This is a genomic window from Brevundimonas sp. Root1423 (assembly GCF_001426805.1).
In genome coordinates this window covers 14,928-34,008 of sequence record NZ_LMFL01000007.1, presented here as the reverse complement: position 1 = coordinate 34,008, position 19,081 = coordinate 14,928, and the positions used below count along the sequence as shown (strand labels likewise).

Here is a 19,081-nt window from a genome sequence, read left to right as displayed (position 1 = left end):
NCCGATCACCGTGTGGATCTCGTCGATGAACAGGATGGCGTTGTCGTGCGTCTCCAGCTCCTTGACGACCTGTTTCAGCCGCTCCTCGAAGTCGCCGCGATAACGGGTGCCGGCCAGCAGCGCCCCCATGTCGAGGCTGTAGATGGTGGCGCCTTCCAGCACCTCCGGGACCTCGTGATTGACGATCTTGCGGGCCAGGCCCTCGGCGATGGCGGTCTTGCCGACGCCGGGGTCGCCGACCAGCAGCGGGTTGTTCTTGGTCCGGCGGCACAGGATCTGGATGGCCCGCTCGACCTCTGCGTGGCGGCCGATCAGGGGATCGATCTTGCCGTTGCGCGACTTCTCATTGAGGTCGACGCAATAGGCTTCCAGCGCCTCTCCGCCGGTCTTGGCGGCGGCCGCGTCCTCGGCGTCCTCGGGCGAGGAGCCGGCCTTGGCCGGACGCGCATCGCCCGAACCGCCGGCCTTCTTGGCGATGCCGTGGGCGATGTAGTTGACCGCGTCGTACCGCGTCATGTCCTGCTCCTGCAGGAAGTAGGCGGCGTGGCTTTCGCGCTCGCTGAAGATGGCGACCAGCACGTTCGCGCCGGTAACCTCCTCTCGGCCCGAGCTCTGGACGTGGATCACGGCGCGCTGGATCACGCGCTGGAAGCCAGCGGTCGGCTTGGCGTCCTCGCCGTCGCTGGTAGCCAGCGCCGCCAGGTCGGTGTCGACGTAAAGCGTCAGCGCCGCCTTCAGATTGGTCAGGTCGACGTTGCAGGCCGTCATCACATTGGCTGCTCGAGCGTGGCGTACTCATGCCGGCGCTCGTTGGCGTAGTGCACCGCGCGGTGCAGGGTCTCTTCGAGAGGACGGGAGAACGAGGGCATGGACAGATCCTCTCAGTCTTTTTCCATCGTGCATTGCAGGGGGTGCTGGTGGCGGCGGGCGGTCTCGATCACCTGTGCGACCTTGGTTTCGGCCACCTCGTAGGTGAAGACGCCGCAGACCCCGACTCCATGCTGATGCACATGCAGCATGATGCGAGTCGCGGCCTCGCGGTCCTTTTGAAAGAACCGCTCCAGCACATAGACGACGAATTCCATCGGCGTGTAGTCGTCGTTCAGGATCAGCACCCGATACAGCGAGGGCTTCTGAAGTTTCGGCTTGGTCTCGGTGACGGTGGCGGCGCCGAGGCCTCCATCGTTCTGTTCACCTGGCCTGCGTGACGGCGGCATTCGTGGTCCAGTTTGGGGGAGAAGACGATCAGATAGGGAATGATGGCCTGATTTGAAGACGCGTCCAGTCACAGGTTCATGTTTTGGGGCAAGTTCTTCTCCTCGTCCCCTGCTGTCGTCATCCCGGGGTGCGCAGCGACCCCGGGACCCAGCGGCGCGCGAGAGCGAGAACCGAAGGTCGGCGCTTAGCAGCCAACCTGCCGGGAGCGCGGCTGTGTCATCACCTCCGCTGCGTTTCGGCACCGCTGGGCTCTGGCCTTCGCCGGGATGACGACACCAGGGCGTGCGTCATCACTCTCCGGCCCGAGGACCGAAAAGTGGGGAGGTCGCGGAGCGCGGGCGGTCTGCCCGGAACCGTGAAATGGCCCCCTGCTTTCGCGTTRCGGGGACCGTGAWGAGTTTTCGGCGTCGCCGCCTGCGCTCCGCGCGACCGGTTCACACGAGCCGACGGGGGCGGGCTTCTGGTGGCGGCCCGCGGGGCTTGTGGAATTTTCCCGCCCCGGCCTTGTCGCCGCTTCCCTTTCCATCGTACGCCCGCGACGGGCGGAAGGCTTCCAGGCCTCCCGGGCCCCGGGGTTTCACGCCCCCGGGCAGTCCACCGTCCCCACGCCCCCGATATTCCACAGGCACAGTTCCTCACCGCACAAGGGTCCGGATGACGATTCCGGGACGACGTTTCCCGCTCGATCGCACCCCGCCGCACGTGATTGGCCCTGGCGCCAGACGCCCTCCCCCGCGACGGGATGGGGAGAAGGATAAGGGGGCCGCGGACCAAGGCTGGGAAATGACGCTGATGGTTCGGAAATCCTGCGACGGATCAGAGAGTTGGTATTTTTAACGTGTATGGCCAAGAGTTTATTGCTGGCACTCTGCCGTCATCCCGGCGAAGGCCGGGACCCAGCGGCGCCGAAGGCGATGCCGACACAGCCGCGCGCCCGGCAGGTTCGCGCTCTCGCGCGCCGCTGGGTCCCGACCTTCGCCGGGATGACGACAAGGTGGTGTCAGTCCGCGTTCTCCGGCGGCATCCAGTCGGGATCGTTTTCGGGCAAACCCCTCGGCGGCGAGAGCAAGCTTCGACGCACCAGCGCTCCCGGCGGGGAGAGCGTCCACAGCAAAAAGCCCCCGGCGTTTCCGCCGGGGGCCTTCGCTTACGCTTACTGAACTCTCAGGCGCCTTAGCGGGCGGCCTGGAACTTTTCGACCGAGGCGGTGACGCGCTCGTTGATCGGCTTGAAGCTGTCCTTGACCGAGGCGGTCACGACGTCCGTGGCCTTGGTGGCTTCAGCCAGCCAGGCTTCGGTGGCCGACTTGGCCCAGGTCGTCTGCAGCTCGAGCAGCTCCTGGATCGAACGGGCCTGCGAGATCGACTGGGCGGCGGCGACGCCGTCTTCCCAGGACTTCTTGGTGAAGGCGACCGACTGGGCCGACAGGGTCTCGACGCCCTTCTGGGCGGCGGCGGCCGAGGCCACCAGCGCTTCGAGGTTCTGCTTGCCCTGGGCGTTCAGCTCGCTGATGCCGGCGGCCGACTTGTCGGCGACGTCACGGAAAGCCTTGGCGCCCGCGGCCTGGGCCTGCTCGGCGTTGGCCTGGAACGTGGCTTGGGCCTTCTCGGCCGAAGCCTTGACGGTGTTGGCGGCGGTTTCGACGGTCTTCTTGACGGTCTCGGCGGTGTTGTCAGCCATGATAGTCTCCTGATCGTTTTTTCGCGGCCGGGGGACCGCCTGATTGGTTTCGCGAGGACGTTGATCCATCGCGACAGACGGCTATATGGTGCAAGTGCGAAGGCGGGTCAAGGTTTTTTGTGCGCTGCACAATAAGTTCACGCCGGCGTCGCAGCGCCTGAGAGGCGAAGCCGCTTCACAAAGTTGTTGACGGCTTGTTTACCCTCACGAAACCCCGATGACGCATGTTAGCCTTTCGTCTGCGTCGCGTGTGGTGGGGCCGCCGTCGCGCTAAATGTCTTGTGAGGCCTGCCTTTGTCGCTCTCCGTTCTGATCCGCCGCGGATGGCTGTCGTTGCTGCTGGCAGCCGCCCTGACCATGACGCCGACCACGGCTCCGCTGGTCGCCCAGTCCTCTGACAACGCCCGCTACGCCGCCATCGTCGTCGACGCCGAGTCGGGCGAGGTGCTGTTCGCGCGTTACGCGGACGAGCGGCGCTTCCCCGCGTCGGTCACCAAGGTCATGACCCTGTATCTGGCCTTCGAGGCGCTGGCCGAGGGCAAGGCAAAGCTTGACGACGTGATCACGGTGTCGCCGCGCGCCGCGCGCGAACCGCCGTCGAAACTGGGGCTCGCAGCCGGACAGACCATCACGCTGGACGACGCCATGCGCGCCACCGCGGTTCGCAGCGCCAACGACATGGCCATGGCGATCGCCGAACACATCGGCGGTTCGCAGGAGCGTTTCGCCGCCATGTCCAACCGCAAGGCCCGCGAACTGGGGATGACCCAGACCCACTATGTGAATCCGAACGGCCTGCCTGACAGCCGTCAGGTCACCTCGGCGCGCGATCTGGCCGTCCTGGCCCGCGCCGTCATGCGCGACTATCCGCAGTACTATCGCTATTTCGGCCAGCACGACTGGTACTATCAGGGCCGCGAATACCGGAACACCAACGGCCTGCTGCGCAGCGGCGGCGGCTATGACGGGATGAAGACCGGCTACACCAACGCCTCGGGCTACAATCTTGCGGCGTCGTCGGTGCGCGACGGCAAGCGGCTGATCACCATCGTTCTGGGCGGCCGTTCGACGGCCAGCCGCAACGCCCATGTCGCCGCCCTGATGGACACCGGCTTCGACGTCGAGCGCGCCCGCGCGCGCGGCGAGACGATCCAGATCGCCCAGACCTTCTTTGAGTCGCGCGGCTTCGGCATTGGCCAGGAGCCCTCGGGCGGCATCGAATACGCCTCGGCCGCCACAGAGGACGGACCGGACGTCGGCGGCGAGGGCGTGGCCTATACCGCGGTCGTCGCGGCCCAGCCCCAGCCCCTGCGGGTCACCCCCGCGCCGTCGGAAGTGCGCGCGCCTGCTCCGGTCCAGCGGGCCGAGGTCCGGACGACGGCCGACCTGACCGCCAGCCTGAATGGCGGCTCCGCCCCCGCGCGCGCCACGCCGCCCCCTGCCCGGCCCGCCGCCCGTCCGGCGCGGACGCCCGCGGGCGCCTGGTCCGTGCAGGTCGGCGCCTTCCGCGACGAGACGGTGGCGAGCAACTGGCTGACCGAGGTCAACCGCCGCTTCCGCACCCAGTTCGCGTCCGCCGAACGGACGGTCCAGAACGCCGAGGGATGGTACCGCTCGCGCTTCACCGGCATGAGCGAACAGGCCGCCCAGGGCGCCTGCGCCGCCCTGTCCGAGCGCCGGGTCACCTGCATGGTCATCCGCCCCCAGAGCTAGGGCGAACCCCGCGGTCTTGTCGCGCCGGGACCGATCGGCCGGCTGTCGAAAAGCCGGGGCTGACCTGGGCCAGCCTGCCGCCGCAAGCAGTGGTCGACGCAGCCTGATCGGTCACGCGCCACGCGCGCCTTGCCCCGCAGCCCCTTTTCCCCTATACGCGCCGCCTTTCCAGGGCTTCGGTCCCGGCTGCGGAATTCCAAAGGGTTCGGGAAGTCATCCCGACCGCCGCGCCAGGATCCATCGTGGGAGAGGACTTAACCCGGTCCCCTCGCGCCGACGCCCTACAAGGGAGACTACCGCATGGCTCTTTACGAGCACACGGTCATGTCGCGTCAGGATATCTCCGCGCAACAGGCCGAAGCGCTGAACGACACCATCAAGGGCTTGATCGAAGCCGGCGGCGGCACCGTCGCCAAGATCGAGTACTGGGGTCTGCGCAACCTGACCTACCGGGTCAAAAAGAACCGCAAGGCGCACTATTCTCTGCTCGCCGTCGACTGCCCGCCCGCCGCCATGGCCGAAGTGGAACGTCAGCTGTCGATCAACGAAGACGTCCTGCGCTGGCTGACCGTCCGCGTCGAGGAACTCGACCTGGAACTGTCGCCGCTGCTGGCCCGCCGCGAGCGCGAGCGCGAACGTGAACGCGAGCGTACGCCGCGTGACGACGCCGCCGCCGAAGCAACCTTCTAAGGGAACCGGAACATGACCGACACCACCGCCCCGTCGCCGGGCGCGCCGGCCGGCTCCGGCCCGGCCCGCCGTCCGTTCTATCGCCGCCGCAAGGTGTGCCCGTTCTCCGGCCCGCAAGCGCCGAAGATCGACTACAAGGACGTCAAACTGCTGCAGCGCTACATCAGCGAGCGCGGCAAGATCGTTCCTTCGCGCATCACGGCCGTTTCCCAGATCAAGCAACGCGAACTGGCCAAGGCCATCAAGCGCGCTCGCTACCTGGCCCTCCTGCCCTACGTGGTGAAGTAAGATGAAGGTCGTTCTGCTTGAACGCGTCGAGAATCTCGGCGCCATCGGCGACGTCGTGTCCGTCAAGGACGGCTTCGCCCGTAACTTCCTTCTGCCGCGCGACAAGGCCCGTCGGGCCACGTCGGCGAACCTGAAGGCCTTCGAAGTCGATCGCGCCGCCATCGAGGCGCGCAACGAGAAGAACAAGGCCGACGCGCAGGCGATCGCCGACAAGATCGACGGTCAGACCTACGTCATGATCCGGCAAGCCGGTGAAACGGGTCAGCTGTACGGATCGGTCGCCGGCCGCGACGTCGCCGAGGCCGTCCAGGCCGAAGGCGGCAAGGTCGAGCGCTCGCAGGTCGTGCTCAACGTTCCGATCAAGACGCTGGGCGTCCACGAAGTGCTGGTCCGCCTGCACGCCGAGGTCTCGGCCACCGTCAAGATGAACGTCGCGCGTTCCGCTGACGAAGCCGAGCGTCAGGCCAAGGGCGAGGACGTGATCAAGGCCGCCTACGACGAGGACCGCGAAGCGGCCCTCGAACAGGCCAAGGACATGGTCGCCGGCGGCGCCGGCCAGCAGGACGGCCTGGGTTCGGAAGCCTGAACCCGGCCTCACCGCTGATCTGAAAGAAGAAAAGGGCGCGGCCTGCGGGGCGCGCCCTTTTTGCATTCCGGATGCGGCGATCCATGCTTCGTGAACAAACGTTCTTGACCTCGCCCATGTCCTGACCACAGCATGCACGATCATTTTGGGTTGGGGCCCTGTCATGCACATTTTTTCCACGCGCACCGCGCTGCTCGCCTTTACGTCCGTGGGGGCCTTGCTGGCCTTCCCGGCGGTTGTATCCGCTCAGACTGCAGCGGGTCAGGAGCCGGATACGACCGAGATCGATGAGGTCATCGTCACCGGCACGCGGGTAGCCGGTCGCACGCGACTGGACACGATCGCCCCGGTCGACGTCATCTCCAGCGAAACCCTCGAGCGTCAGGGTTCGACCGAACTGGCCCAAAGCCTGGCCAACCTCGCCCCGTCAATCAGCTTCTCGCGCCCGTCGATCACCGACGGCACGGACACGGTCCGTCCCGCAACCCTGCGCGGCCTGGCGCCCGACCAGACGCTGGTGCTGGTCAACGGCACGCGTCGCCACAGCTCGGCGCTGGTCAACGTCAACGGCTCGATCGGCCGGGGTTCGGCGGCGGTCGACCTGAACGCCATCCCGTCCATCGCCATCGACCGCGTCGAGGTGCTGCGCGAAGGCGCCTCGGCCCAGTACGGGTCAGACGCGATCGCGGGCGTCATCAACCTGCGCCTGCGCGAAGCGCGGTCGGGCGGGGCGGCCGTCTTCACCCTGGGCCAGTATTTCACGGACTTCGCCACCGCGCGTCTCCCGTCCCGTTCCGAGGAAGACGGCCAGACTTTCACCGCCGCCGGTTGGCAGGGCCTTCCGCTGGGCGAGGAGGGCTTCCTGACCGTCTCGGCCGAGTACCGCGACCGCGGCTTCACCAGTCGTGGCGATCTTGATCCGCGGCTGGCGCCGCGTCCGGCGCGGATCACCAGCCGGTACGGCGACCCTGAAACCACCGACGCCACCCTCTATCTGAACGCCGGCATTCCGCTGCAGAACGATTTCGAGCTCTATGGTTTCGCCGGCTATCAGAACCGCGAGGCCGAAAGCGCCGCTACCCCGCGCACCTGGAACAACCCCAACAACGATCTCGCCGTCTATCCTGACGGCTTCCTGCCCCTCATCGCCCCGACCGTCGAGGACTTCACCGCGGGCGCGGGTATCAAGGGCCAGATCGCCGGCTTCGACATGGACCTGAACCTCGTCTTCGGCAGCAACGAGGTGGCCTATCGCGTCGAGGACTCCCTCAATGGCTCGCTGGTGCCCAACTCGCCGACCAGCTTCGACGCAGGCGGCCTCGCCTACGATCAGTTCGTGCTGGGGCTCGATGTCGTGCGTCGCTACGACATCGGCCTGTTCGAACCGCTGAACGTCGCCTTCGGCGCTGAGGCCCGCCGCGAACATTTTGAGATCTTCGCCGGCGAACTCGCCTCGTACCAGTTCGTTCCGGGACGCCCGGGCACGGGCGCCGGTTCGCAGGGCTTCATCGGCTTCCGTCCGTCCAACGAGGTGGACGAAAATCGCCACTCATATGGCGTCTATGTCGACGTCGACGCACAGGTGACCGAACAGTTCAACGTAAACGGGGCTGTTCGCTTCGAAGACTTCTCGGACTTCGGCAACACGACCACCGGCAAGATCGCTGGCCGCTACGATTTCACTGACAGCTTCGCCCTGAGGGCCGCGGCCTCAACCGGCTTCCGGGCGCCGGCGCTGCAGCAGTCCTATTTCACCGCGACAGCGATCAACTTCATCATCATCGGCGGCGTGAGCACCCCCGTCGAGGTCACCACCTTCCCTGCGACCGACCCGGTTGCGCAGTCGCTGGGCGCCCGCCCGCTGGAGGCCGAGGAATCGACCAACTTCTCGGCCGGCCTGGTCTTCCACACAGGACCGTTCGAACTGACGATCGACGCCTACAAGATTGAAATCACCGACCGTATCGTCCTGTCGGAGAACCTGCTGGGCAGCCCCACGGGCAACGCCACCGCGGTGGCCATCTACAACCTGCTGAACCCGCCGGGATCCAGCGGTTCGGTGGGCGGCGGCCGCTTCTTCATCAACGGCGTCGACACCACGACGGAGGGCGTGGATATCGTCGCCCGCTATCGTCACGACTACAGCCCGACGGGGCGCGTTGATTTCACCCTTGCCGGCAATCTGAACAGCACGGACGTCACCCGGGTGCCGGCCATTCCGACAGGCGTCCCGATCCCCAATCCGCCGGCCCTGTTCGACCGCATCAACGTCCTGACTTTTGAGGAAGGCACGCCGAAGGAGAAGTTCGTCTTCACGGCGGACCTTGACGACGGCCCTCTGGGAGTGACGTTCAAGACCCAGTATTTCTCCGACGTCCTCCACCCGTTCAGCAACACCAACCCCGCCTTCGACGTCCACACAGGCGACAAGGTGCTGCTGGACTTCGAGGGCCGCTATGACTTCAACGACCGGGTGCAGCTGGCGGTTGGCGTCAATAACGCGACGGACGAATATCCCGACTTCACGCCGGCGGCGGTCAACTCGAACGGGGCGCTGGCCTTCTCCAACTATTCGCCGTTCGGCTTCAACGGCCGGTTCGTCTACGGACGGCTCAGCCTGAGCTGGTGACTACGGCGGCGGGGCTGCGCGTCGCAGCCCCGCCTGACGTTGTTCTGCCTCAAATTCTCGCCCATTCTTGGTCTCCGGGGAGAAGACCATGAAGAAGATCGCACTCATTATTGGCGCAGCCGCCTGCCTGGCCGCCGGATCCGCCGCGGCGCAGTCGGGCATGACGCTGGACGACTTCGTCACCCGCGCCAATCGCATCCCGCTGAATCCCACTGCCATGCTGCGCCCTGATGCACACCGTCTGAAGGGAGAGGCGGAGCGGGCCTTCCGCGCGGTCGGAAATGAGATCCGGACCGCCCGGACTGCGGGAACCACGCCGCCGGCCTGCCCGCCGGAACGCATCAATCTGGATGTGCGCCAGCTTCTGGCGTTCCTGAACGGCATTCCCGAGGCCCGGCGGGAGCGTATGACCGTCACCGACGGCATCCGGTCATGGATGCGTTCGCGTTATCCCTGCCCGGCCTGAGCGGGTTCCAGCGTGACCGTTAACTGATCCGGCTACGGAATTCCGCGTCGTCCACAGCGGGCCCAATCTGTCCCCGACGAAGGTTACGTCCAAACGTGTCGTAGCCCGCGCGCATGGGTAAGACATGAGCCCCATGAACGCCTTCGCACCGCTCGCCTTCCCCGGTCCTTCGGACTCGGGGTCCATCCCCTCGATGCCCCACAATCTGGAGGCCGAGCAGGCCCTGCTGGGCTCGCTGATGTTCGACAATGCGGTGTTCGAGCGGCTGAGCGACCGGCTGCGCGGCAGTCACTTCTACGAACCCTTCCACCAGCGGCTCTATGAGGCGATCGAGGACCACATCCGTCAGGGCATGCTGGCCGAGCCCACCATCCTGATGGAACGCTTCAAGCAGGACCCGGCCTTCCAGGAGTTCGGCGGCCTGCGCTATCTCGCCGATCTGGTCGACCGCGCCCCGCCGGCGGCCAACGCCCCCGACTATGCCCGCGTGGTCTACGACCTGGCCCTGCGCCGCGACCTGATCCGCATCGGCGGCGAGATCGTGCGCGAGGCGCCCCAGCCTGAAACCGCCGCCATCGACCAGATCGAACAGGCGGAGCAGCGGCTCTACACCCTGGCCGAGACGGGCAAGCCGTCGTCGGGGTTCGTCAGCTTCTCCAGCGCCCTCTCCGGCGCCGTGCAGATGGCGGCCGAGGCCTATCAGCGCGACGGGAAGCTGGCCGGTCTGGCGACGCACCTCGACGATCTGGACGCCAAGCTGGGCGGCCTGCACCCCTCCGACCTGCTGGTCCTCGCCGGCCGTCCGTCGATGGGCAAGACGGCGCTGGCGACCAACATCGCCTTCAACGTGGCCCGCAACTATCGCTGGGAGCCTTTTTCGGTCACTGCGCCAAGCAAAGTGCCANGCCAAGCTGGGCGGCCTGCACCCCTCCGACCTGCTGGTCCTCGCCGGCCGTCCGTCGATGGGCAAGACGGCGCTGGCGACCAACATCGCCTTCAACGTGGCCCGCAACTATCGCTGGGAGCCGACGCCCGAGGGGCGCAAGACGGTCAACGGAGGCGTGGTGGCCTTCTACTCGCTGGAAATGAGCGCCGAACAGCTGGCCATGCGTATTCTGGCCGACGCCTCGGGCGTGTCGTCTGACAAGCTGCGCAAGGGCGAGATCGACGCCGGCGACTTCGGCAAGATCCGCGAGGCAGCGGTCGAGATCGGCGAAAGCCCACTGTTCATCGACGCCACCGGCGGCCTGTCCATCTCCAAGCTGGCCGCCCGCGCGCGGCGGCTGAAGCGGATGGAGCACGGGCTGGACCTGATCATCGTCGACTACCTGCAGCTCATCACCGTCGGCGACGGTAACAACCAGAAGAACCGGGTGCAGGAGGTGTCGGAAATCACCGGCGCCCTGAAGGCCCTGGCCAAGGAACTGTCGGTGCCGATCATCGCCCTGTCGCAGCTGTCGCGTCAGGTCGAGCAGCGCGAGGACAAGCGGCCGCAACTGTCCGACCTGCGGGAATCCGGCTCGATCGAGCAGGACGCCGACGCAGCGCGAGGACAAGCGGCCGCAACTGTCCGACCTGCGGGAATCCGGCTCGATCGAGCAGGACGCCGACTGCGTCATGTTCGTGTACCGGGAAAGCTACTACCTCGGCCGCGCCGAGCCGCGCGAAGGCTCGCCCGAACACCTGCAGTGGCAGGAGGACATGGACCGGCTGGAGCACCAGGCCGAGGTCGTCATCGGCAAGCAGCGCCACGGCCCGATCGGCATCATTAAGCTGAGCTTCGACGCCAATACGACCAAGTTCGGCAATCTGGCGCAGGGCCAGCGGTACGACAACTACGACTGATCCCGTCGGGGATCAGCGCATCTCGACCCGCCGCGCGCTGGCCGGAATGGCCAGTTCCGATCCGGTCCAGCTCGCGGCCCGGCCGTCGATCCGCACCTGCGGCGGTGGCGTCTCTCCGGTCGGCCACTGGATGACGAAGCCGCCGGGCGGCGTGACTTGGCCGTCGAGCGTCAGCGTATAGCCGCCGTCATCCTCGCGCAGTCGGTAGGTCAACGGACCGTACGGCGTGCGCACGCCCCCCACCCCCACGCCCTCGCCCGCCAGCCAGGCCGTCGGCACGCCCGCCGCCAGCACGAGGGCGTGGTCGCGGTCGCGCTCATAGACCAGCAGGTCCAGCGCCGAACGGATGTAGTCCGAGCTGATCCACGCATGCGGCATGTCGCCGATGAAGCGCGGCTCGCGTTCGTCGCGGCCGACCACCTCGGCCCAGCCGTTCCAGGCGCGTGGCCGTACGTCGGCGAAATAGAAGTCGAGCGCGCGCAGGGCGTCTTCCCGGCGCCCCAGACGAACCATCGCCCCGACGTTGCGCAATTCGTAGGGCGTGTAGTCCTTCCACGCCTGCCGGTTCTCCTGCCGCGCGGTGAAGTTGGCCCACCATTTGTCGAAGGTGCCCTTGAGCAGGCCCTGCGGCAGTTCGTCGATCAGGCCGGCGGGCGACAGGGCGATGGTGGTCGAGGTGGCGTCGAAATCGCCCCGGTCGGCAGCGCCGGCGATCCAGTCGATGCCATGCACCCGCGCCGTCGCCTCGATGGAGGCCATGATGTCGGTGCGGAACCCGGCCTCTGCGGCGCGAATGCGGGCGGCGGCGGCCGTGTCGCCCAGCGTGTCAGCGATGAAGGCGGCGTCACGGTAGCCCAGCAGGCCCCAGAAATCGTCCCAGTAGGAGTAGGCGATCTTGTCCGAATACCCCTCGTGGCTGATCGTCGGGGGCAGCAGGCCGAACAGGTGGCGCTTCTCCGCCGTCTGGAACTCAGCCGTCCGGGTCGAGGCGCGCAGGGTGTCCATGTGGCCGATCGCGGCCTGAACCTGGGGCCAGACCTCACGCAGCAGGGCCTCGTCATGGGTGTAGCGATACGTCTCGGCGGCGAGGAAGATGAACTCGCCGTGGCTGTCGTTCTCGGGCACGGGATCGGCCCCGCGGGAATCGACGCAGCAAGGGACCTTGCCGTTGTCGAACACGAAGGGCGCGTACCAGCGCAGATAGTCGGCAGACAGATCGGCATGCCCCAGCCGGTTCAGCCCCTCGGCCATCATGGCGCCGTCGCGGATCCAGCTGCGGTTATAGCTGCGGGTGCCGGGCTGGAGGATCGGGCCCTGACGCGACATCAGCATGTGGGCGAGGGACGACTTCATCACCGCCTCGACAGGCCCGGCCTGCGGCGGCAGGGTCAGGTCGAACCGGTCCAGCTTCCCGCGCCATTCGGCGGCAAGATTCGCCTGCGCCGCATCGAGCGAGGCCTCCACGGTCGGTTCGTCAGGCAGGGGTGCGAAGGCGCCGCTCATGGCCGTACCCCAGGCGATCTGACGCGTCTGTCCGGGCTGAAGCTCGATCTCGTAGATCAGGGCGCCGGCCGCCAATGCGTCGTCTGACTCCACCAGCCGGTCGCGGGGCGATCGGCGGCGGGCGGCGTTGGCGAGCAGGGCCTGCGGGTCTCCCCCTGCGGCGAAAGTCGAGACCGCGACGGCGTCCGGGGGCATCAGGGGGCGGATGCGCAGGGCGTCGTTCAGAACCAGCTCGGCCCCGTTCCAGTCGACCTGCTGGATCGGCCCCACGCCGCCGGGCGTGGTCAGGAACTGGACCGGCCCGTTCACCTGAAAAGGCCGCGCCATCAGGGCCAGGGTCAGGATGCGGGGCGCGGCGCCGAGGTTGGTCAGATAGTAGCGGCCGAACAAACGCGGATTGTCGGGCGTTCCGTCCGCGAAGGTCTCGATCTTCAGGGACCAGCCCTCGCCGGTCCAGGTGACGTCCGGCATCGGCAGGTGGTCCGAACCCGACATCAGGCCCTGGGTGATGTTCACGTCGGCCCAGGTCACCAGCCGTCCGTTCTCGATCACGAACGGCTCGATCGAGGGCCCGCCACGGCGCAGTTCGATGGCGCCGTCCTCGCCCATCAGGGCGCTCTCGCCGCCGCCGTCGACGCCGACAAGCGTCCAGTAGGGCTGTTCGCCCACGAAGCCGCGCGGATAAAGGCCGCGCCGGCTCTCGTCCGCCACCGCGCGCATGAAGGTCGTCGGGGTCTCGCCGAACGACAGGGGCTCGATCTCGAAAGCGTTCAGGGCGTACGCCCCGGCCCGGCGGGCGTTCAGCATCTGGCCCGCGCCCGACTGGGTCGCATTGGAAGGGCCGTCGCCCGTGGGCGCCAGCAGATCCAGCCGCAGCCAGCGGGCCGAGGCCTCGGGCGTACGCAGCCAGTCGACGCCGCCATTCCCGTCGGTCACCGCCGCCAGCTCGCGCCAGTCCCGGCGGTCCGACGACGCCATGAGCCGATAGCCCGACGCCGCCAGACCCTCGGTCCAGCGCAGGGTCACGCCGCCGAACTCGCGCTCATAGCCGAGGTCGAGCGTCAGGCTCTGCTCGCCCGCCGCGCCCGTGCGCCATGCGGTGCCGGGGTCGTCGTCCACCGCGCGGGCGGCGAGATTCAGCCCGTCCTCGCTGCTGGCGCTGGCCAGCGGACGCGGCGGGACCGAGGGTTCGGGCGGCAGTTCGCGCAGCTCCAGCTGGTCGACCTCGATCCAGCCCTTGCCGCCCTCGCCCGCCGTGACCACGAACTCGATCCGCTCGGCGCCGCGGAAGGTGCGGTCGGGCTTCGGACCCCAGGCCCAGATGATCTGGCGCGCCTTGATGGTGTAGCGGGTCCAGTCGGCATTGGCCTTGAAGCCGCGGATCTGCCGCCAGTGGACATTGTCGCCCGAGCCGTCGACGAATTTTATCTCCAGCGTATTGGGCGCCATGTCGCCGCGCAGCCAGAAACTGATCTCGTAGTTGGCGGGGATGGTCAGATCGATGGCGCGGGCGGCAAAGGCGTAGCCGGACCGGCCGTTGAAATCGTAGTCGAGCCGCATGGCCTTGCCGTCGTGACCGGGCACAGCGCTGATCGTCGAGGATACGTCGGTGGAGGCGTCGGCCGACCATGGAGTCAGCGTCTCGAAGCCATCGAGCACGCGGGGCGTCTGGGCGTGGGCGGGAAACGCCAAGCCTACTGCGACCAGGATCAGCGCGAACATTCGCATCCTAAATACTCCGCTCATCCCGGCGAAAGCCGGGACCCAGTTCTGTCCAGCGAGCCGCCGGTGTTCACGGATCGGCAATTGCGCAATCCGTTGATCCGCCTGTCACCCAAAGCACTGGGTCCCGGCTTTCGCCGGGATGAGCGGATCAATGAGCCTCATCCCTTCACGCTCCCCGCCAGCATGCCGCGGATGTAGTAGCGCTGAAGGGCGAGGAAGAGGATCAGCACCGGCGCCACGGTGATGACGGCGCCGGCCATCATCAGCTCGATGTCCTGCACATGCTCACGCGACAGGGCGGCCAAGGCCACGGGCAGCGTATAGTTGGACTGGTCCGTCAGAATGATCAGCGGCCACAGGAAGTCGTTCCAACTGCCCAGAAAGACGAACAGCGCCAGCGTCACGATGATCGGCTGTAGCGTCGGCAGGACCACGCGGCGGAAGATCTGCCCCTCGGAGGCGCCGTCGATGCGGGCCGCCTCCAGCATCTCGTCGGGAATGCTCAGCGCATACTGGCGCACCAGAAACAGGCCGAAGATCGAGGCCAGCCAGGGCACCAGCGCCCCGGCATAGGTGTTCACCAGCCCCATCCCCTTCAGCATCAGGAACAGCGGCAGGGTGCCGATCTGGGCCGGGACCACCAGCGCCGCGACGAGGATCTGGAACACCCGGTCGCGGCCCTTGAAGGTCAGCTTGGCGAAGGCGTAGCCGGCCGGCACGGTGAACAGCAGCGCCAGCCCGGTCGCCAGCGACGCGAGGGCGAAGCTGTTCCACAGATAGCGGCCCATGCCCTGGGTCACGAACAGGTCGCGGTAGTGCTGAAGCGTCCACGATTTCGGCAGCAGTGGCGGCGGGAAGGTCGCGGCCTCGCCCGTGGTCATGAAGCTGACCGACAGCATCCACAGCAGGGGGAACAGCACCACCAACCCGATCAGGCCGACGGCGAGGTTCAGCAGAAGGGCGCGCGGCTTCATTCGTACGCCCCCATCCGCTTCGCCACCGCCAGCTGCACCAGCGTCACCGCCAGAATGCAGAGGAAGAGCACGAAGGCCACGGCGCTGGCGGAGCCGAGGTTCCACCATTTGAAGCCCTCTTCGTACATGAAGTAGAGCACCGTCACGGTCGACTGGGCGGGTCCGCCCTGGGTCATCACATAGGGCTCGGCGAACAGCTGGAAGAAGCCCGCGACCGATATGATCGACACCAGCAGCAGGGTCGGGGCGATGGCCGGCAGGGTGACGTGTTTGAACTGCTTCCACGGCCCGGCCCCGTCGATGCGCGCGGCCTCATAGAGGTCGTCCGGCACGGTCTGAAGAACCGCGAGGAAGATCAGCATGTTGTAGCCGAATATCTTCCAGACAACGAACATCAGGATGGCGGGGATCGAGGTCGACGGCTGGCCCAGCCAGTCGACGGGCGGCAGGCCGATGCTCTGGATCGCCCAGTTGATGACGCCGTATTTCGTGTGCAGCAGATAGTTCCAGAGCACCGCCGTCGCGACCAGCGTCGTCACATAGGGGGCGAAGAACATCACCCGCCAGACCGGCCGCCATTTGATCACCCGCGCGTTCAGAATGACCGCCGCCGCCAGCGAGGTCGCGATCGACAGCGGCACCCCGATCAGGGCGAACAGGCCGGTGTTACGCATCGCCCCCCAGAACAGCGGATTGCCCAGCAGCCGCTCATAGTTCTGCAAGCCCACGAACCGGACGTTGCCGATGTCGGCCAGTGCGTAGATGTCGAAATCGGTCAGGCTGAGCAGCAGGGCCGAAAAGACGGGAATGGCGAAGAAGACGCCGATCGCGATCAGGGCCGGGGCCACGAAACCCCAGGCCGCGCGCTCGCGGTTGCGGGCGTTGCGCGCCGGCCGAGGCGCGGGCCTTGCCAGAATGCCGTCCGCCGAAGCGGGCACATCGGTCATACCGCCCTCCCCTGTTCCATCATCCAGCGGCGCTTCTCCAGCAGCCGGTCGGCGCGGCGGTCGATCTCGGCGGCGGCGGCGCGCGGGGTGTACTCACCGCGGACCATGCGTTCGGCGACGATCTGCATTTCGGTGACAACGCGCTCCCACTCCGGCACCTTGGGCACGGCCTTCGCCCGCGACAGCTGGCCCTTGAAGGCCGCGACGTACGGATCATTGGCCACCGCCGGCGTAGTCCAGGCGCTCGGCCGCGCCGGCAGGTCGCCGGTGATGGTGTTGAAGCGCGCCTGCACGGCCGGATCGGCGAGGTAGCGCACCAGCTTCCACGCCGCCTCCTGATGTGGCGAATGGCGATAGACGACCAGCGACGATCCGCCCGGGGCGGAGGCTCCCGGTCCGGTCGGCCCCGGCACGCCCGAGGTCATCCAGCGCGTCGTCGGCTTGAGGCGGTTCTTGAAGTCGCCAATGGTCCACGGGCCGGAGAAGTAGAAGCTGAAGAAGCCCCTCTCGAACTCGGTCCAGACGTTGGAAATCTGTGTCGACGACGCCACCGGGGCCAGCCCCTCGTCGAACAGGCTCTTGTAGAATTCCAGCGCCGCAACGAACGAGGCGCTGGAGAAATTGCCGCGCGTATCCCGTTCGCGCAGCAGCGGCTCGGCGCCCTGCAGGCCGAAGGTCAGCAGCTGTTCGAACTCGTTGACCGGCAGCAGGACGGCGTAGTTCCCCGGCCCGGCCACGCGTTTGACCGCATGCATTGCCGTCTTCCAGCCGTCCCACGTCTGCGGCACGCCGTCGCCGAAGCCCGCCCGCTGCAGCAGGTCGGCGCGGTAGTAGATCAGGCGCGTGTCGACGTACCAAGGCACGCCCACGACCTGCCCGCCGATGCGGTTGGTCTCCAGCACGGCCGGAAACTGGTCGGTCAGCAGGTCCGAGGCGGCCTCCGGCAGGGCGCTGATCGCCCCGATGGCGGCCATCTCGGACACCCAGGTGTTGCCGACCTGACTGAGGTCCGGCAGCGAGTTGCCCGCGTAGGACGTGAGCAGTTTCGAATGGGCCGCGGTCCACGGCAGGGCCTGGACCTCGACCTTGATTCCCGGATTCAGCCGTTCGAACTCGGGCAGGATCTGGGGGACGTTGGTCGCCTCGTTTCCCATGGCCCAGAAGCGCAGGCGGACAGTCCCGTCGTTGGGTCCGCCGCACCCGGCCAGACCCGTCGCCGCGCCCGCCAGCAGGCCGAGGGCCGTCCGCCGATCCGGGCGCGGGTCTGTCACAGCGCGCGCACCGCCGGGAGATTGAGCCAACCCCCGTGGAAGCCGGCCCGTTTCAGGCCTCGCACCAGATTGGGTTCGAGCCGCATCTTGCTCCACACGGCCTGCGTCCGATGGTTCTCGATCTGGATGACGATCGGGCCCTGATCGATGCCCAGATAGTCGCCGTCGACCCAGCCGACATTCGGCACGATGCGGCCGTGCTGCAGCCGCCCGTCGCGCTGCGTCAGGGTGGGGTTGAACGAGTCGAGGAAGCCGAACTCGGTGTAGATGCCGGTCCCGTACCGCGCCTTCATCGCCTTCAGGCAGGCGGTCACCTCGGCCGGCGCAAAGGGATAGGAGGCCATGGCCGCCGTCGGCGCGATGGTGCCGTCGTCGCGGTCGCCGGGACCGCGCGCCGAATAGCTGAAGAACTCGCGCTCACGGCCGTCGATGACCTGTTTGAAGTCGCCCGGCCCGTCGCAGGCCGTCAGCCCCCAGACATCCGCCGAATAGCCGGCCCAGCCCATGGGATTGTCGATGGCGTATTTGCGCTGGGCCTGTACAGCCCGGACACTGTTGATGCGGTAGTCGAACTCCTCGCCGGTCTCGCGGATCTTCGCCCGGATCCAACGGTCGTAGATGCTGCCGAAGTCGACGAACATATGGCTGTACTGGTGGCCGAACAGCGGGGCGAAGGCGAGGTGCGGCGGGCCCCAGCGGTCCGTCCAGCTCTGGTCGTAGACGCTGCACCACTCGTCCCAGACGGTGGCGGGAACCGGGTGGGTGCGGCTGCCGATGGCCAGCAGCAGGACCAGCATGCCCTCATTGTAGATGTGCCAGTCGGCGGGAATGAATCCGGTCTCGGGATGCCAGCCCATGGAGATGCGGTTGGGCCGGACCATGACCCAGTCCCACTCGATCCGGTCATAGACGGCCTGGGCCAGACGCCGGATCTCGGCCTCGTCGGCATGGTCGCCGTCGAACCAGCGGGCCGAGAACAGCATGCCCGCGACCAGCAGGGTGGTGTCGACGGTCGACAGCTCGGTGCGGCCGAAGCGGTGGCCGGTCTCCATGTCGAGGAAGTGGTAGAAGAAGCCCTTGTAACCGCTGACGCCCGAGGCTTCCGGCCCCTGCGGCGCGTCGTGGAAGAAGCGGATGGTGGTCAGGGTCCGCTCGCGCGCCTCCTCGCGGCTCATCCAGCCGCGCTCGACGCCGATGGGCCAGCAGGTCAGGGCGAAGCCGACGGCGGCCACCGACGAGAAGGACTCGGTCGGCCAGCGGTCGGGCGTCAGGCCGTTGGCGCGATTGGTGACATGGGCGAACCAGTTGAAGGTGCGCTGCTGAAGTTCATCGACTTCGGGGTCGACCCGCGGTTCGGAGGAGTCGAGGAAATAGCCGAGGCCGGCGCCCCCGCATCCGCCAACCGACAGGGCCGCGACGCCAGCGACCGTGGAGCCCATCAAAAACCGGCGGCGATCCATGGTCTGCATCCTCATACGCAAGCTCCCGACAGTCAAAAAAAGGAGCCGCCCCTCGTCGGGATCGAGGGGCGGCCGTCAGGCTCAGG

Annotated in this window: 14 protein-coding genes and 3 pseudogenes; 9 read left to right on the top strand and 8 right to left on the bottom strand. The window is 67.3% G+C overall.

What is annotated here, in order from left to right:
- Window position 1: 1 nt before the first annotated feature.
- The 3 genes and pseudogenes from ASD25_RS33065 to ASD25_RS05090 all read right to left on the bottom strand — a co-directional run.
- Window positions 2-869 (bottom strand): annotated as a pseudogene (locus tag ASD25_RS33065) (AAA family ATPase); the annotation flags it as partial.
- A 12-nt stretch (window positions 870-881) separates the two neighbouring features.
- A complete protein-coding gene (gene clpS / locus ASD25_RS05095; RefSeq protein WP_055832546.1) occupies window positions 882-1,217 on the bottom strand; it encodes an ATP-dependent Clp protease adapter ClpS in 336 nt (111 codons plus the stop codon).
- A gap of 1,174 nt (window positions 1,218-2,391) precedes the next feature.
- Complete coding sequence (locus ASD25_RS05090) at window positions 2,392-2,898, bottom strand: phasin family protein (RefSeq protein WP_056615129.1); 507 nt, start codon at window positions 2,896-2,898, stop codon at window positions 2,392-2,394.
- Window positions 2,899-3,231: 333 nt separating this feature from the next.
- Here ASD25_RS05090 and ASD25_RS05085 point away from each other — a divergent pair, with 333 nt between their 5' ends.
- From ASD25_RS05085 to ASD25_RS33055, 9 genes and pseudogenes are all read left to right on the top strand, one after another.
- Window positions 3,232-4,611 (top strand): D-alanyl-D-alanine carboxypeptidase, encoded by a 1,380-nt coding sequence (locus ASD25_RS05085; RefSeq protein WP_235562613.1) that lies wholly within the window; start codon window positions 3,232-3,234, stop codon window positions 4,609-4,611.
- 300 nt (window positions 4,612-4,911) lie between these two features.
- Window positions 4,912-5,301 carry a 30S ribosomal protein S6 gene (rpsF, locus tag ASD25_RS05080; protein ID WP_056615127.1) on the top strand — a complete coding sequence of 130 codons (390 nt, stop codon included), beginning with the start codon at window positions 4,912-4,914 and terminating at the stop codon, window positions 5,299-5,301.
- A 12-nt stretch (window positions 5,302-5,313) separates the two neighbouring features.
- Entirely contained in the window at window positions 5,314-5,589 is a 276-nt protein-coding gene (gene rpsR / locus ASD25_RS05075) for a 30S ribosomal protein S18 (RefSeq protein ID WP_056615125.1), read from the top strand.
- Between the two features lies 1 nt (window position 5,590).
- A complete protein-coding gene (gene rplI, locus ASD25_RS05070; RefSeq protein WP_056615124.1) occupies window positions 5,591-6,175 on the top strand; it encodes a 50S ribosomal protein L9 in 585 nt (194 codons plus the stop codon).
- 163 nt (window positions 6,176-6,338) lie between these two features.
- On the top strand, window positions 6,339-8,804 hold the full coding sequence (locus ASD25_RS05065) for a TonB-dependent siderophore receptor (RefSeq protein WP_056615122.1): 2,466 nt from the start codon (window positions 6,339-6,341) through the stop codon (window positions 8,802-8,804).
- 88 nt (window positions 8,805-8,892) lie between these two features.
- The gene (locus ASD25_RS05060) at window positions 8,893-9,270 is read left to right on the top strand and encodes a hypothetical protein (RefSeq protein ID WP_056615120.1); all 378 of its coding nucleotides are present in this window, start codon (window positions 8,893-8,895) and stop codon (window positions 9,268-9,270) included.
- A 133-nt stretch (window positions 9,271-9,403) separates the two neighbouring features.
- Window positions 9,404-10,174, top strand: a pseudogene (locus tag ASD25_RS05055) (DnaB-like helicase N-terminal domain-containing protein); the annotation flags it as partial.
- A gap of 58 nt (window positions 10,175-10,232) precedes the next feature.
- Window positions 10,233-10,754 (top strand): annotated as a pseudogene (locus ASD25_RS33060) (DnaB-like helicase C-terminal domain-containing protein); the annotation flags it as partial.
- Window positions 10,755-10,887: 133 nt separating this feature from the next.
- Window positions 10,888-11,115, top strand: coding sequence for a DnaB-like helicase C-terminal domain-containing protein (locus ASD25_RS33055; RefSeq protein ID WP_369816550.1), 228 nt, complete (start codon window positions 10,888-10,890; stop codon window positions 11,113-11,115).
- Between the two features lie 12 nt (window positions 11,116-11,127).
- Here the strand turns inward: ASD25_RS33055 and ASD25_RS05045 are convergent, their stop codons facing one another.
- The 5 genes from ASD25_RS05045 to ASD25_RS05025 form a co-directional block, all read right to left on the bottom strand.
- Window positions 11,128-14,346 carry a discoidin domain-containing protein gene (locus ASD25_RS05045; RefSeq protein ID WP_056615116.1) on the bottom strand — a complete coding sequence of 1,073 codons (3,219 nt, stop codon included), beginning with the start codon at window positions 14,344-14,346 and terminating at the stop codon, window positions 11,128-11,130.
- 155 nt (window positions 14,347-14,501) lie between these two features.
- Window positions 14,502-15,317, bottom strand: a complete 816-nt coding sequence (locus ASD25_RS05040) for a carbohydrate ABC transporter permease (RefSeq protein ID WP_056615114.1) — start codon at window positions 15,315-15,317, stop codon at window positions 14,502-14,504.
- Window positions 15,314-16,264, bottom strand: coding sequence for a carbohydrate ABC transporter permease (locus ASD25_RS05035; protein WP_082572201.1), 951 nt, complete (start codon window positions 16,262-16,264; stop codon window positions 15,314-15,316). The genes ASD25_RS05040 and ASD25_RS05035 overlap by 4 nt, the downstream gene beginning before the upstream one ends.
- Window positions 16,261-17,535 carry an extracellular solute-binding protein gene (locus ASD25_RS05030; RefSeq protein WP_056615112.1) on the bottom strand — a complete coding sequence of 425 codons (1,275 nt, stop codon included), beginning with the start codon at window positions 17,533-17,535 and terminating at the stop codon, window positions 16,261-16,263. Before ASD25_RS05030 ends, ASD25_RS05035 begins: the two co-directional genes overlap by 4 nt.
- On the bottom strand, window positions 17,532-19,010 hold the full coding sequence (locus ASD25_RS05025) for a glucoamylase family protein (RefSeq protein WP_235562611.1): 1,479 nt from the start codon (window positions 19,008-19,010) through the stop codon (window positions 17,532-17,534). Before ASD25_RS05025 ends, ASD25_RS05030 begins: the two co-directional genes overlap by 4 nt.
- Window positions 19,011-19,081: the final 71 nt, after the last annotated feature.

Coding starts and splice junctions, on each gene's coding strand:
- clpS (WP_055832546.1), bottom strand. CDS start 1,217: ATGCCGCCGTCACGCAGGCCAGGTGAACAGAACGATGGAGGCCTCGGC.
- ASD25_RS05090 (WP_056615129.1), bottom strand. CDS start 2,898: ATGGCTGACAACACCGCCGAGACCGTCAAGAAGACCGTCGAAACCGCC.
- rpsF (WP_056615127.1), top strand. CDS start 4,912: ATGGCTCTTTACGAGCACACGGTCATGTCGCGTCAGGATATCTCCGCG.
- rpsR (WP_056615125.1), top strand. CDS start 5,314: ATGACCGACACCACCGCCCCGTCGCCGGGCGCGCCGGCCGGCTCCGGC.
- rplI (WP_056615124.1), top strand. CDS start 5,591: ATGAAGGTCGTTCTGCTTGAACGCGTCGAGAATCTCGGCGCCATCGGC.
- ASD25_RS05065 (WP_056615122.1), top strand. CDS start 6,339: ATGCACATTTTTTCCACGCGCACCGCGCTGCTCGCCTTTACGTCCGTG.
- ASD25_RS05060 (WP_056615120.1), top strand. CDS start 8,893: ATGAAGAAGATCGCACTCATTATTGGCGCAGCCGCCTGCCTGGCCGCC.
- ASD25_RS33055 (WP_369816550.1), top strand. CDS start 10,888: ATGTTCGTGTACCGGGAAAGCTACTACCTCGGCCGCGCCGAGCCGCGC.
- ASD25_RS05045 (WP_056615116.1), bottom strand. CDS start 14,346: ATGCGAATGTTCGCGCTGATCCTGGTCGCAGTAGGCTTGGCGTTTCCC.
- ASD25_RS05040 (WP_056615114.1), bottom strand. CDS start 15,317: ATGAAGCCGCGCGCCCTTCTGCTGAACCTCGCCGTCGGCCTGATCGGG.
- ASD25_RS05035 (WP_082572201.1), bottom strand. CDS start 16,264: ATGACCGATGTGCCCGCTTCGGCGGACGGCATTCTGGCAAGGCCCGCG.
- ASD25_RS05025 (WP_235562611.1), bottom strand. CDS start 19,010: ATGAGGATGCAGACCATGGATCGCCGCCGGTTTTTGATGGGCTCCACG.